Source organism: Klebsiella sp. HN106 (assembly GCF_051209435.1).
Taxonomy (GTDB): Bacteria; Pseudomonadota; Gammaproteobacteria; order Enterobacterales; family Enterobacteriaceae; genus Klebsiella; species Klebsiella oxytoca.
Genome location: NZ_JBLURD010000001.1, coordinates 1,230,060 through 1,245,141, shown reverse-complemented (window position 1 = coordinate 1,245,141; position 15,082 = coordinate 1,230,060). Strand labels below are relative to the sequence as shown.

Genomic DNA, 15,082 nt, shown 5'->3' with positions numbered 1-15,082 from the left:
CAACCTAAGAGTGCCATGTACAGATCATGGATAAGCTATAGTTAAAATGCAATATTTTCTGCGGCGATTTGCCCGCGGTCAAAATCCGCGCGCCGATGAGTCCTGCTATTAATATAATCAGTTGTTCAGAATATAACCTTATTTAACCATAAGCTTATAGGGTTCTACTTATTTGCTCTGGTGCGAATTTTCATCAATAACAACCGCCAGCATCTGCCGGATGAAAAGCCAGGTTTTAAGGATGTAAGCGAAGCGGCCGCGCAGAATATCGGCGCAGAAAACCTGGATTGAGCACACGGGCAATGGAAAACTCTATCAATAGATTTGATGTATATAACAGCGCTTTCCTGGAATTTAGATTTTTATACTACTTAATGTCGTGGCTTGCGGCAGATCAATTTTTGCTGGACGATATTGTGAGGGTTATATGTGATGCAGAACAAAAAAAGCCATAGTGAAGACTATTAATCGCCTGCAGCATAGGCTGGATCTATATGGGGATGGCCGCCACTGAGGTTGAAGTCAAGGATATGGCCTGTTTCGCTGAAATTTAGCCGTTTTTGTGTGCGAAATAATTTTATATTCAATATAAGCGATTATTTTGGCTAATTTTATGATTTTTTGCAGTCACTTGTTCTGTGTCAACTCTTGTTGAAAGATAACAAGGTATCAAATGGGAAATGATGGACCAGCGATGAATGTCATTACGCCGTCTTATGGTTAATAGCTAATAGATAGCTGGCGTAAGTCTTTGTAAGTATGAGTAATAATGTCTGTAAAGTTGCGTTTGAGAATTTTCTTAAATCGACCTATTGGTCTGTAGATTTTACGTGTATTCTTAAATTCAGCATGTAATTTCAGAATTTGACGGACAGTATGGCAGGTATCAAGCGTGTATCATCATGGATAAATGCCAGTGATACATACAATCTGACAGGAACTAAAGATTAATAACCATACGGGTGGATATGAAAATGGTGAGTTTGAAAGCAGTTATACCGGTAGCAGGACTAGGGATGCACATGTTGCCCGCCACCAAGGCCATTCCGAAAGAGATGCTGCCGATCGTCGACAAGCCTATGGTGCAGTACATTGTTGATGAAATTGTAGCTGCTGGCATCAAGGAAATTGTGCTGGTTACCCATTCATCCAAGAATGCGGTAGAAAACCATTTCGACACCTCCTATGAACTGGAAGCGCTGCTGGAGCAGCGCGTCAAACGTCAGCTTCTGGCCGAGGTACAGGCTATTTGCCCGCCAGGCGTAACAATTATGAACGTGCGCCAGGGTCAGCAGCTGGGTTTAGGTCACTCCATTCTTTGCGCGCGCCCGCTGATTGGCGATAACCCGTTTGTGGTGGTGCTGCCGGATATCATCCTTGATGATGCCAGCGCCGATCCGCTGCGTTATAACCTTGCCGCTATGGTCGCGCGTTTCAATGAAACGGGTCGTAGTCAGGTTCTGGCAAAACGTATGGAAGGCGATCTTTCCGAGTACTCGGTCATTCAGACCAAAGACGCGCTAGAAACGGCGGGTCAGGTGGCGCGCATCGTCGAGTTCATCGAAAAACCTGATGAACCGCAAACGCTGGATTCAGACCTGATGGCAGTAGGGCGCTATGTGCTTTCTGCTGATATTTGGCCGGAGCTGGAGCGTACTGAACCCGGCGCATGGGGCCGTATTCAGTTAACCGACGCCATTGCTGAACTGGCGAAAAAGCAGTCGGTTGATGCGATGTTGATGACTGGCGAGAGCTACGACTGCGGGAAAAAAATGGGCTATATGCAGGCCTTTGTTAATTATGGTCTGCGTAACCATAAAGAAGGCGCAAAATTCCGCGAGAGCATTAAGAAGCTGTTAGCGTAATTTTGCCATCAGCAACCTAAGCGTACGAGGGTAAGCGGTTCGCATGATCTGATGATGAACTCTGGGATTCGGGACCGTTTACTCTTTTTAATACAATACGTCACGCTTTAAGGCTTGTGTAGAAAAACAAAGGGTTAGATTTTGCTTTGTTATATTGTATCGTTGAAAAGTGCGGTAAAGGTTCGGAGACTTCTGGTAGTCGAATAACATGTCGCATGGTGAAATGGTGTGACTAGCAAAATTTCATCTTTGCTGATAATTACTTACTAAGATTTTTCTTATGTAAATAGCCCTGAGTCAAGTTGTCAGACAAAAATAAAACTTGACTGAGATCATGTTTGCGCATTAAACAACGGTCATGCATGCATATAAATGTGAAGTGACTGATTGTGTATGCCCACATAAATGTCGCGGAAATGACGTTACGGACTGGAGAGATCGTCAAAGGATGAAAGGTAAATGAACTGGCAGGTTGTCACTTTTTTTGGCGATAGCACCGTACTGTTACCCAGTGCGGCCGTGTTGTTTATCGTTCTTTTTCTGCGCAAAGATTCAAAGCAGGTCGCCTGGCACTGGGCGCTGCTGTTCGGCATCACAGGCGCCATTGTCTGCGCATCAAAACTGGCATTTATGGGTTGGGGTATTGGGATTCGCGAGCTGGACTTCACCGGCTTTAGCGGGCACACCGCATTATCTTCAGCTTTCTGGCCAATTCTCTTATGGCTGCTGTGCGCGCGTGCTACACCAGCTCTTCGTATTGCTTCTGTCGTATTTGGTTATGCATTAGCCGGTTTGGTCGGCTATTCCCGCCTGGTGATCCACGCTCATTCAACGTCTGAAGTGATTGCCGGTTTACTGCTGGGAACCGCAGGCAGCGCATTGTTTCTGCTGCTGCAGTCGCGCACCCGCGGCACTCATACAGCGCAGTTATCATGGGGAGGGCTGGCAAGCGTGGTCATCATCCCGGCTCTGCTGTTGAATACCGGCGCTAAGGCGCCAACGCAATCGCTTCTGGGTGAGATCGCAGTGAAGCTTGGCCCGCTGGATAAACCTTTTACCCGGGCCGATCTGCACAAGCGCTTTTACTGACGCAGAGGCGATTGGGAAAGATCATGAATTCAGACAGGCGCGTGATGTGTTCACAATATAGTCAGTGTGAAATGATGGGGTGAAAAAGCCTTCATAAGCACTATTTCATATTCATGAAATAAATTGGTGATACGGCATTCTGCGCAATAATTAGCACAATGATAATCAGCCAGGATGTTTCCTAAATAAGTTCTCTGGCTAAATATCGAATTTATTAATGATAACAACACACTGGCATAATTCTTTTTACTATTAAATTTTGTAGTTGACTAACCATAATTAATTCGAAACTAAACCAACACTGTTTTTGTGGTAAAAAGTTAATGAAATCATAATGTTGAGATTAAGTTGCTGTCTGGTGCCGATCGCCGTTTTAGACGTTTAGTGTCAAACAATAACGTTATCGTCGTTATGGTTCATGCCGTTCGCGACGTCGCTAATAATTCGAGATTAGACTCCCAATTGAGGGCAGAATCTCGTAAACTTATGGCCGCGAAATTGATTGCTTTGATGGATTAATCGCCGATTCACCTGAATCCGGCGGTTGAAATTATATGGAAAGAAGTACAGTGCATTGGTAGCTGTTAAGCCAAGGGCGGTAGCGTACCTGCGGGCTGGCATTTTCTGCATATCACATCTCATTTCATGCGACCGAAATTCCTAAAGTGGCCTTCATCCAGGTGATTATCTTCATAACCTGTATATAATTGCGTGTTTGTCGCCACCTCAGAGAAGGTTCTGCAGGGCTGGCAAGAGGAAACTGCGGGTATGATGCGCGATGGAATGGCCTTCAATAACAATTTCGCATACATTGAGTACTGCAGATAGAGCCGTATGATGAAAACGTCTGTTGGTATGTGATTCATAACACATGCTTTCGTTTTCTCCGGTCAAAATCTGCAGACCGAACATACCAAAGGTTGGCGTCAGAGGGCGCTGCATCTATCAGTGTTCCCCTTGTCGCGCCAGCTTGCGGAAACGGGGCTTAAAATGGATCTTGTACAATGATAAAAATCGCGCGAATCGCACTCGCACTAGGGCTGCTTACTTCTGCCAGCTCACTTGCCTATGCCTCCGGCTTGGTAATGAACGACAACGAACTGCGCAACGATCTGGCGTGGCTCTCCGACCGCGGCGTTATTCATCTCAGCCTGTCGACCTGGCCGTTAAGTCAGGAAGAGATTAATCGGGCACTTAAGAAAGCAAAGCCCTCTTATTCATCCGAACAGGTGGTTCTGGCGCGAATCAACCAGCGCCTCGATTCTTTGAAAGCTGATTTTCGGGTCAGCGGCTATACCTCAACGGATAAGCCCGGCACCCCGCAGGGATTTGGTCAGAATCAGCCTGCTGACAGCTCTTTATCGTTAGCCTTCAATAACAGCGGCGAGTGGTGGGATGTTCACCTGCAGGGAAACGTTGAGGGCGACGAACGCATCAGCAATGGTTCACGTTTTAATGCTAACGGCGCCTACGGGGCGGTTAAGTTCTGGAACCAGTGGCTTTCCTTTGGACAGATGCCGCAGTGGTGGGGGCCAGGCTACGAAGGCAGCCTGATTCGCGGTGATGCTGCCCGTCCGATGACCGGCTTTTTGATGCAGCGTGCTGAACAGGCCGCGCCAGAAACCTGGTGGCTGCGCTGGATCGGCCCATGGCAGTATCAGATCTCCGCCAGCCAGATGAATCAATATACCGCCGTACCGCATACCAAGATTATCGGTGGTCGTCTGACTTTTTCCCCCTTCCAGTCACTTGAGCTTGGCGCATCGCGCATTATGCAGTGGGGAGGGGAGGGCAGACCCGAGTCGTTTAGCAGCTTCTGGGATGGTTTGACGGGTAAAGATAACACTACTGCAAACGACCCAAATGAACCGGGTAATCAGCTAGCCGGGTTTGACTTTAAATTTAAGCTAGAGCCGACTCTTGGTTTACCAGTAAGTTTATATGGCCAAATGATTGGTGAAGATGAGTCCGGCTTTTTACCTTCAGCGAATATGTTCCTTGGCGGAGTGGAAGGGCACCACGGTTGGGGCAAAGATGCCATCAACTGGTATCTGGAAGCCCACGATACTCGATCGAATATGAGCAGAACCAACTATAGCTATAGGCATCATATCTATAAAGATGGCTACTACCAGCAAGGTTATTCACTCGGAGATGCTATGGGAGGCGATGGTCAACTCTTGGCGGGTAAAGTTGAACTGGTAACAGAGGATAATCAGCGCTGGAGCGCGCGTTTAGCGTATGCGAAAGTTAACCCAGAAAGTCAGTCAATCAACAAGGCGTTTCCTCGCTCGGATACATTAAAAGGTGTGCAGCTGGGCTGGAGTGGCGATGTGTACAAATCGGTACGACTGAACACCTCGCTTTGGTATACCGATGCGAACCATAATGATAGCGATGATGTAGGCGCAAGCGCCGGGATTGAAATTCCCTTCAATTTATAGCCTTAACACAGCTTCTGGAAATAGGCTGTTGTTTGGGGATTAGAAACTTTTGGTTTATTGATGATGTGACATTATGAAGAAAAAAATTGTTAGATTTTCGGCATTGGCAATAGCAATTGGTTTTTTATCAGGCTGTACCATTTTGCCGGGACAGGGGTTAAACAGTCTGCGTAAGAACGTCGTTGAGTTACCGGATAGCGACTACGATTTGGATAAATTGGTGAATGTCTATCCCATGACGCCAGGCTTGATAGATCAACTTCGGCCTGAACCTGTGATTGCCCGTTCAAATCCTCAGTTAGATAGCCTCTTAAAAAACTATGAGTACCGCATAGGGGTAGGTGATGTTCTGATGGTAACTGTATGGGATCATCCTGAATTAACTACTCCAGCCGGGCAATATCGTAGCGCCAGTGATACGGGTAACTGGGTGAATTCAGATGGAACGATATTTTATCCGTATATTGGCAAAGTGCTGGTTGCGGGTAAGACATTAACTCAAGTAAGGCAAGAAATCGCAAACCGTCTTACAACATATATTGAAAGCCCACAGGTTGATGTGAGTATTGCAGCTTTTCGCTCGCAAAAAGTTTATGTCACAGGTGAAGTATCGAAATCAGGGCAGCAGGCAATTACGAATATCCCTTTGACTGTAATGGATGCAATTAATGCTGCAGGTGGATTAGCTGCAGATGCTGATTGGAGAAATGTTATTCTGACGCATAACGGAAAAGATATAAAAATATCTTTATACGAGCTAATGCAAAAAGGGGATTTAACACAAAACCATTTGCTCTATCCAGGCGATATTCTCTTTGTCCCTCGCAATGACGATTTGAAGGTATTTGTCATGGGGGAAGTAGGGAAGCAAAGTACGTTAAAGATGGACCGTAGTGGTATGACTTTAACTGAAGCTATAGGCAATGCTGATGGTTTATCTCAGTCCCTTAGTGATGCAACAGGCATTTTCGTCATTCGCCAATTGAAAAATGATAAAGAAGGAAAGATTGCTAATATTTATCAGCTGAATGCACAAGATGCATCTGCTATGGTATTGGGAACAGATTTCCAATTGCATCCCTATGATATTGTATACGTGACAACAGCGCCACTTGTGCGGTGGAACCGGGTCATATCTCAGCTTGTACCAACTATAACCGGTGTGCATGATATGACAGAAACAGTTCGATATATTAGGAATTGGCAGTAATATGTTTGACTCGATTTTAGTTGTATGTACAGGCAATATTTGTCGCTCACCAATTGGTGAGCGTTATCTACGTAATAGTTTACCTAAAAAAATAATTGATTCAGCTGGTACCGGAGCACTTGTTGGAAATGAAGCTGATGAAGCAGCCAAAAGGATTGCCATTAAGCATGGTCTTTCGCTTGAGGGGCATAAAGGACAGCAGTTTACCTCAGCCCTTGCTCGAAAATATGAATTAATTCTCGTTATGGAAAAAAGTCATATTGAGCAAATAGGTAAAATTGCGCCTGAAGCCAGAGGCAAGACTATGCTATTTGGACATTGGATAAACCAGCGTGACATTCCAGATCCTTATCGGAAAAGTGATGAAGCCTTTGCCTCTGTTTATGAGCTGATTCAACAGGCAGGTGCTCTTTGGGTTGAAAAATTAGGTAAAAATAATTAGGGAATTACTAATGACACCTGTTACGAATGCTTCTAAAACAAAAGATTCAGATGAACTCGATTTGGCCAGAATTATCGGTGAGCTCATTGATCATAGAAAATTAATAATTTCTGTAACTGCATTATTTACGCTACTATCGCTAGTATATGCATTATTCGCTACTCCAGTGTATCAAGCTGACGCGATGATCCAAGTCGAGCAAAAACAAGCAAATGCCATATTAAGTAATCTAACGCAAATGTTACCTGATAGCCAACCTCAGTCTGCACCAGAAATAGCATTATTGCAGTCAAGGATGATACTTGGTAAAACAGTAGATGATTTAAATCTGCAGACAAGAGTAAAGGAAAATTATTTCCCAATATTTGGTAGAGGTTGGGCCCGTTTATTAGGAATAAAGCCAGGTATTATTCATATATCTAGGCTTTACATACCGGGTGCAAATGCAGATGATGCTGTAACATTGAATCTTACTGTCAATTCTGATAGCCAATACACATTATCAAATGATGAATTCTCTATTAAAGGAAAAATTGGGGAGTTAGTTGAAGATAAAGGAATTTCGATCAAGGTTGATGATATTAATGCCGTACCTGGTACAGAGTTTACCATATCGTATGTTACTCGTTTAAAAGCCATCTCAGATTTGCAAGAGTCTTTTTCTGTTACAGATCAAGGAAAGGATACAGGGATATTAGCTTTATCACTCACAGGTGATAATCCTGATTTAATTAAAGAAATAATTGATAGCATAAATAATAATTATTTAGCACAAAATATAGCTCGTCAAGCCGCACAAGATGCAAAAAGTTTGGATTTTTTGGGGCAGCAGTTGCCTAAAGTAAGAAATGAGCTAGATATTGCTGAAAATAAGCTTAATGAATATAGACGTAAAAATGATTCAGTAGATCTCTCCCTAGAAGCTAAATCGGTGCTTGACCAAATTGTAAATGTCGATAATCAGCTCAATGAATTAACTTTTAGAGAATCAGAAATATCACAGCTTTATACAAAAGAGCATCCAACATATAAAGCGTTGATGGAAAAACGAAAAACATTACAAGATGAAAAAGCTAAATTAAACAAACGTGTTTCGGGAATGCCTGAAACACAGCAAGAAATACTTAGACTTAGCAGAGATGTAGAGTCAGGGCGCGCAGTCTACATGCAACTATTGAATCGACAGCAGGAATTGAGTATTGCGAAGTCAAGCGCAATTGGCAATGTCAGGATTATAGATACTGCAGTCGCGCAGCCTAAGCCAGTGAAGCCTAAGAAAACATTAGTTGTTATATTTGGAGTGTTTTTTGGTGCCTTTGTTTCTGTTGGATTAGTTCTCTTGCGCGTTTTTTTACGAAGAGGAATTGAAAGCCCAGAACAACTGGAAGAATTAGGTATAAATGTTTATGCTAGCATACCGGTTTCTGAATCATTTTCCAAAAAAATTACTCAGCGCGGCCATTGGAAGAAGAAAAATGAAACAGAATATCAATCCTTTCTTGCTGTAGATAACCCTGCTGACCTCGCAATTGAGTCAATAAGGGGACTTAGAACAAGTCTTCATTTTGCAATGATGGAGGCTAGAAATAATATTTTGATGATTTCCGGTGCAAGCCCAAATGCAGGTAAGACATTTATAAGTACTAATCTCGCTGCGATAATTTCTCAGACAGGAAAAAAGGTTTTATTTATTGATACTGATATGCGAAAAGGATATACGCATAAATTATTTAGTGTTGATAATGACAATGGACTTTCCGATGTACTGTCTGGCAGAGTAGAAGTTCTACAGGCTGTGAAAAAAATCTCAACGGTAGGTTTTGACTTTATATCTCGCGGGATGGTGCCTCCGAATCCGGCTGAATTGCTAATGCATAGAAGATTTCAAGATTTATTATCGTGGGCTAGCCAGCACTATGATATAGTTGTTTTGGATACACCGCCAATTCTTGCTGTAACGGATGCTGCCATAATAGGTAACTATGTGGGTACCACATTACTGGTAGCTCGATTTGAGCAAAATACTACAAAAGAAATCCAAGTTAGTATCAAACGATTTGAACAAAGCGGTGTACATGTAAAAGGTTGTATACTTAACGGAGTGGTTAAAAAGGCTAGTAGCTACTATGGCTACGGTTATAACCACTATGGATATACATATACCAACGATAAGTGATCATAAATCCTGGCCGAGATTAAAAATCTTTGGTCAGGATTAAAATTACTAGTGGCTTTTTGCTATAAAAATTAATGGATAAGCATCGCCAGAGTAATAACTTATATATTGAGAGGGAGTTATGACGCTTCTCGGCAGAAATTTTATTGTTAGTCTGTCACTTGCCGTGACGGATTTTATTACTTTTACTATATCAATTTATTTAGCTATGGGGATAATGTCATTATCCCTAAATAATTATGAGCAAATTGTACCACGTAATCAAATTGAAGGCTGGGTTGCTCTGCATTGGTTATTAGCATGCTGTTGCGTTGGTTGGTATTCAATTCGGCTTCGTCATTATTTTTATCGAAAAACATTTTGGTTTGAGTTAAAAGAAATATTAAGAACTCTTGTTATTTTTGCTGTAATTGAAATTGCAGTGGTTGCTTTCACTACTTGGTCTTTTTCTCGCTATCTATGGGTGCTAACATGGATATTTATTATAATATTGTTACCATTTTCTAGAATGGTAGCTAAAAGAGTGTTAGCACTATTGGGGTTGTGGCAGCGTGATACATGGATAATTGGCAGCGGAGAAAATGCTCATGAAGCATATAAGGCCATAAGTAGTGAAAGGAATCTTGGTTTAAACATAGTAGGATTTATTACTAGTGAAGGTGGAACTGTCGCTGGGAAAAAAATTGATAATATCCCTGTAATTGAAAATGATCCAACTTGGTTAAGTACAAAAGATCGTAGAACACAATTTATCGTTGCTGTGGAGTCAAATCAAAGCGAAATAAGAAATACATGGCTCAGAAACTTCATGATAAAAGGTTTTCGTTATGTCTCAGTAATTCCTACCTTACGAGGAATGCCCTTGGATAGTACTGATATGTCTTTTATTTTTAGCCATGAGGTAATGATTTTTCGTGTTCAACAAAACTTAGCTAAACTATCATCTCGATGTCTTAAAAGAATATTCGATATCATTGGCTCATTAGCAATAATAATAATGTTATCTCCAGTTCTAATTTATATTAGTAGGAAGGTAAAAGTTGATGGTGGACCAGCGATATATGGTCATGAGCGCATTGGTAAGGGCGGAAAACCATTCAAATGTTTGAAGTTTCGGTCAATGGTTATAAATTCAAAAGAAGTGCTTGATAATCTACTTTTAAATAATGCCGAGGCAAGACAAGAGTGGAATGAAACTTTTAAATTAAAAAATGACCCAAGAATTACTAAGATAGGTAGCTTCCTGAGAAGGACTAGCCTTGATGAGTTACCTCAATTATTTAATGTTCTGAAGGGAGAAATGAGCCTTGTTGGGCCTAGGCCTATTATTACTGCCGAGCTTGAACGATATAATGACGAGGTAGATTATTATCTCCTCAGTAAGCCCGGAATGACTGGGCTGTGGCAGGTAAGCGGTCGTAGTGATGTTGATTATGAAACTCGCGTATACCTTGACGCATGGTACGTGAAAAATTGGTCGATGTGGAATGATATAGCCATTCTTTTTAAAACAATTAGTGTGGTATTAAAAAAAGATGGGGCGTACTGATCCCTCCATTATTACTACGATGTTAGGAGAAAAATTTAACTACAATGAGATATTATGTTGCTATACCGACTTATAATGGCGGCGAAATTTGGCATCTGACCGTTGCCAATATAAAGAAATATATGGATCCAGATTTATATGTTCATGTAATTGATTCTAGTAGTACTGATAATACAGCCAAAGTGGCGAAAGAGGCTGGGTTTGAGGTAATAAGCATCCCTGGAAATGAATTCAATCATGGAGGAACTAGAAATCGTGCCGTCAATCTGTTTATAGACGAGTATGACATTGTGATTTTTTTAACCCAAGATGCAATACCAGAACCCGGATTTCTTCAAAATATTATCAATGCATTTAATGATGATATGGTTGTATGTGCTTACGGGCGACAGTTACCCCATAGAAATGCGAATCCAATAGCGCAACATGCAAGACAATTTAATTATCCAGAAGAAGGTTATATTTCAAGTAGTGAATCTATTGCCGTTATGGGATTAAAGTCGGTTTTTATGTCTAATTCTTTTTCAGCTTATAGATTATCAGTTTTTAAAGAAATAGGAGGATTTCCATCGAATACAATCCTATGCGAGGATATGTTTTATACAGCTAAAGCTCTTCTTTCTGGGTATAAATGTGCATATGTACCTGAAGCAATGGTTCGGCATTCTCATAATTATAAACCGATAGAAGAATTCAAGCGATATTTTGATATAGGCGTTTTCCATAGTGATGAAGCTTGGATAAGAGAAAAATTTGGCAGCGCTGGAGGCGAAGGTCGCAAGTTTATAATTTCAGAATTAAAGTTCCTTCTCAAAAAAGGACCAATTTGGATACCTGTTGCCATTCTTAATAATTTTATGAAGCTGATTGGATACAAGTTAGGACAAAATTATAAGAAAATCCCTAAATATCTCATTAAATATCTAAGTATGCATAAACGTTATTGGGGAAATTGAAGGACATGAGATTATGAATAAAGTATATTCAATTTAAAATTTAGGTTGTTGGCTGGAATGTGATCATTGTAATGATATTTTCTATTAACTGGTGCGATGTTGAAATTTCATATCATATTCGATATTACTTTATTAAATATCTCATGTTTTGATATTTTACTAATTCGCGTTAAATTTTTGGAAATGATATGGACAGAAGAAGTTTTTTAACGAATGCAATTGTTACGGCTGGATGTGTATCTTTTGCTCCTAGTTCTATATCTCAAACATCAAATATTTCACAATGTGAAAGAGGATTATATCTTGCTGATTATTTAGAAAAATATTCTAATATAACTGATGCAGTTCAATTGGCTTTTGATGATGCAGTAAAAGATAATAAAGCACTATATTTGGGCGATGGTATATTTAAGTTAGAGAGAACCATTGTTGTTAAAGGTGGGTTAACGTTAATAGGGAATGGTATAGGATGTACTTCTTTTGTTTTTCCGCAAGGTCTTAATGGGTTCATTTTTAACTTAACGGACGACAAACCTATATTATCTATGTCCTCATTCAATATTTTGACGTCGGGCATTGGTGGGACTGGGATAACTCTTAATGGCAGCGCATTAATTGACAATACAGGTAAAATAAAGAAAAGGACACAATTAAAAGGTATTTTCAGGGACCTAAACATATCAGGAATAGCATCAAATTCAGCGTGGAATTGTGGGATACAACTTAATTCAATTGGGTGGACAAATTTTGACAATATAGTTATCACTGGAATAAGAGAGGGGCACACTCCTTTGGGTACGGGGATATGGATTTCCGGACAAGGTTGGCCAGTTGAGTATTACATAGATAAAATACGAATATACAACGTTGCTTATGGGATTATCGGTAATGATTACTGTGAAGGCATTTTCATTACTAATTTCAATTTAGTTAACGTAGTATATGGGGTTTTCTTTTCAAGACGCGGACTGAAATTACCGATAGCTGGTAAGAAAAGTGGAGTATTTCAATTAATTCTTACCAACGGACATATTAACGCAATACGTAATGCTGTTACACTAAGTAACAATTCATATACTACTGTTAACAATGTCTTCATTATATTAGATGATAAAGGCGTAGTTGAAGAGAATAATGCTGTATTTATAGAAAACACCAACTATATCAATCTCTACGATTTAAAAATAGGGATATGGCGAACAAATAAAATAATGAATTGTATTCCGATAATTTTAAAAAAAGTGACTAATTCAATATTTTCTTCAATCATTGTTAGCACAAAAGGTTTTGAACTTGATTTTGCAGTGTCATCATACAAACTTAAAAATGTACAATTTGAAAGAGTTGTATTCGATGGAGTTAAAAGGCTAAATGATTAATATTGAGGGTTCACAATGTATCCGTTAATGGTTGGTATTTTATTTTTTCTTTCTTTTTCCAATTCTAAATATATTTTCTATGCTGCCAGTCTTATTTTTTTGAGCTTTTACACGATAACTTACGGATATGGTTATGATTGGGTAAATTATTATAGGATATTTAATAATATAGATTATTATGATGTTATGCCCTTCGAACCAGGTTATTATTATTTAATGAGATTGTTTCATTTTTATGGATTGAACTTCGGTGCGTTGACTGCTGCCGTTAACTGTTTTGTGGGGGTTAGTGTTGTAATATATTGTAAAAAGAAAGAGAATAAGACACTGTCATTATTTTGTCTATTCTCTTTTATGGGTTTTTTTATGTTCATGGAACAGATTAGACAGGGTTTAGCCATTGCAGTATTATTATATTTTTTAGACGACTTAAAAAATAAAAACTATAAGAAATTTTATATTGGTGTGTTACTGGCTATGTGTTTTCATGCGTCATCGTTCACTGCGTTATTTTTCCCATTACTTAACAGAAAAATATCAAAAGCAAAATTGATATCCTTTTTAGTTATATCATTGATTGTGGTTTACGGTGCCGTTATTATGATTAATTATCCACAATACATATTTATACCATATTTAAAGAATAAAGTATTAAGTTATGGAGGAATGTCAGGATCGCTAGATAATACGCTCTTTAACAAGAGTTCTTTGATATATTTACTTCTTCTGGTTCCTGCGTTTATTTCTAGAAAGATAGAGGATTATAAGGATGAAGCCGGCAAAGCTATAATAAGTGTATTTCTTATATTTGAAACTAAGCTTGCTTTTTTTCTTCTCAGATTTCAATATTATTTTTTTATACTATATGTAGATTCAATAGATCGTTTTTTATCGACAAGAAAGAAAACAGGTTGGCTACGTGTTTTTTTATCCCTAATAGTTTTAATAATTTCATACATGCCTTATCGATATGATATCTATAATGATTCAATAGATAATCCTGTGACAATTTTTTCTTCAAGACAGGAAATTGAAAATAAAATAATAAAACGCTGCTCAGACCTCTACAGGCATGGTGGTGATGATTCCAGTATTGTCACATGTAGATATTTGTAATGGAGTAAAACTTTGAATAAAAACAGAGTCACTGTGTATATCACTACGCACAACAGAAAAACACAATTGCGAAGAGCTATATTATCTGTATTAAACCAATCGCATCCTGATATTGAAATTATTGTTGTTGATGATGGTTCAACTGATGGCACAGAACAAAGTATAAATGATTTGATTAATGACAATAAAATCATTTATCTAAAAAATGAAACTAGTAAAGGAGCTTGCTTCGCTAGAAATTTAGCTATTGATAAGGCTAGTGGATATTACATAACAGGTTTAGATGACGATGATGAGTTCCTTAGCAATAGAGTAAATGAATTTATTTCTGAATGGCATGATGATTATTCATTTATTTGTGCCAATTTTTATGAAATCTTTTCTGATGGAAGAAAGAAAAAACATTACCCTCGAAAAAAATCCTTTGATGCGTCAGTTAATGATATTCTTTATGACAATATCTGTTCAAACCAAGTTTTTACTAGAACAGATTATCTTAGAAGCATTGGTGGGTTTGATGTTAGGGCTAAGCGATTTCAGGATTGGGATACATGGCTACGGTTAGCCAACGCTAAAGGAAAATTTCACTGCTCCAATAAAGCAACTTATATCATGTATCATGATCATATAGATGTTAATAATCGTGTGTCAAAAAAATATCCTTTAAATCTAGCATTAAAGGATCTTAAAGAACGAAATTCTAATTTATATGAAGGTGAAAAATCAAAATATATAGATTTTATGGTGAATCTAATTGAAAATAAAGCTTCTTTTTTTGATGTGGCATATTGGAGCATCCTAAGAAAACAACCAAATTTGATATTGAGTTTTTTTAAAAATAAAATTGTAGGATAAA

At 39.2% G+C, this 15,082-nt stretch carries 11 protein-coding genes; all 11 read left to right on the top strand.

Features of this window, described 5'->3' with window-relative positions; translation table 11 throughout:
- Positions 1–968: 968 nt before the first annotated feature.
- The 11 genes from galF to ACSIPU_RS05815 all read left to right on the top strand — a co-directional run bounded on the left by galF (position 969) and on the right by ACSIPU_RS05815 (position 15,081).
- Positions 969–1,865 (top strand): UTP--glucose-1-phosphate uridylyltransferase GalF, encoded by an 897-nt coding sequence (gene galF / locus ACSIPU_RS05865; RefSeq protein ID WP_016809217.1) that lies wholly within the window; start codon positions 969–971, stop codon positions 1,863–1,865.
- Positions 1,866–2,324: 459 nt separating this feature from the next.
- Entirely contained in the window at positions 2,325–2,954 is a 630-nt protein-coding gene (locus tag ACSIPU_RS05860) for a phosphatase PAP2 family protein (RefSeq protein ID WP_024274461.1), read from the top strand.
- Between the two features lie 1,004 nt (positions 2,955–3,958).
- Positions 3,959–5,398 carry a capsule assembly Wzi family protein gene (locus tag ACSIPU_RS05855; protein ID WP_196557456.1) on the top strand — a complete coding sequence of 480 codons (1,440 nt, stop codon included), beginning with the start codon at positions 3,959–3,961 and terminating at the stop codon, positions 5,396–5,398.
- Positions 5,399–5,471: 73 nt separating this feature from the next.
- Positions 5,472–6,608, top strand: a complete 1,137-nt coding sequence (locus ACSIPU_RS05850; protein WP_435321688.1) for a polysaccharide export protein — start codon at positions 5,472–5,474, stop codon at positions 6,606–6,608.
- 1 nt (position 6,609) lies between these two features.
- Positions 6,610–7,050 (top strand): arsenate reductase/protein-tyrosine-phosphatase family protein, encoded by a 441-nt coding sequence (locus tag ACSIPU_RS05845; protein ID WP_082236971.1) that lies wholly within the window; start codon positions 6,610–6,612, stop codon positions 7,048–7,050.
- A 10-nt stretch (positions 7,051–7,060) separates the two neighbouring features.
- Complete coding sequence (locus tag ACSIPU_RS05840; RefSeq protein WP_196557457.1) at positions 7,061–9,226, top strand: polysaccharide biosynthesis tyrosine autokinase; 2,166 nt, start codon at positions 7,061–7,063, stop codon at positions 9,224–9,226.
- A gap of 121 nt (positions 9,227–9,347) precedes the next feature.
- On the top strand, positions 9,348–10,775 hold the full coding sequence (wbaP, locus tag ACSIPU_RS05835) for an undecaprenyl-phosphate galactose phosphotransferase WbaP (RefSeq protein WP_154022227.1): 1,428 nt from the start codon (positions 9,348–9,350) through the stop codon (positions 10,773–10,775).
- Positions 10,776–10,819: 44 nt separating this feature from the next.
- Positions 10,820–11,731, top strand: a complete 912-nt coding sequence (locus ACSIPU_RS05830) for a glycosyltransferase family 2 protein (RefSeq protein WP_102100527.1) — start codon at positions 10,820–10,822, stop codon at positions 11,729–11,731.
- Between the two features lie 188 nt (positions 11,732–11,919).
- Positions 11,920–13,110: a hypothetical protein gene (locus ACSIPU_RS05825; RefSeq protein WP_196557458.1), complete on the top strand. Its 1,191-nt coding sequence runs from the start codon at positions 11,920–11,922 to the stop codon at positions 13,108–13,110.
- Positions 13,111–13,125: 15 nt separating this feature from the next.
- Entirely contained in the window at positions 13,126–14,226 is a 1,101-nt protein-coding gene (locus ACSIPU_RS05820; RefSeq protein WP_196557459.1) for an EpsG family protein, read from the top strand.
- Positions 14,227–14,238: 12 nt separating this feature from the next.
- A complete protein-coding gene (locus tag ACSIPU_RS05815) occupies positions 14,239–15,081 on the top strand; it encodes a glycosyltransferase (RefSeq protein WP_102100385.1) in 843 nt (280 codons plus the stop codon).
- The last annotated feature ends 1 nt before the right edge of the window (position 15,082 follow it).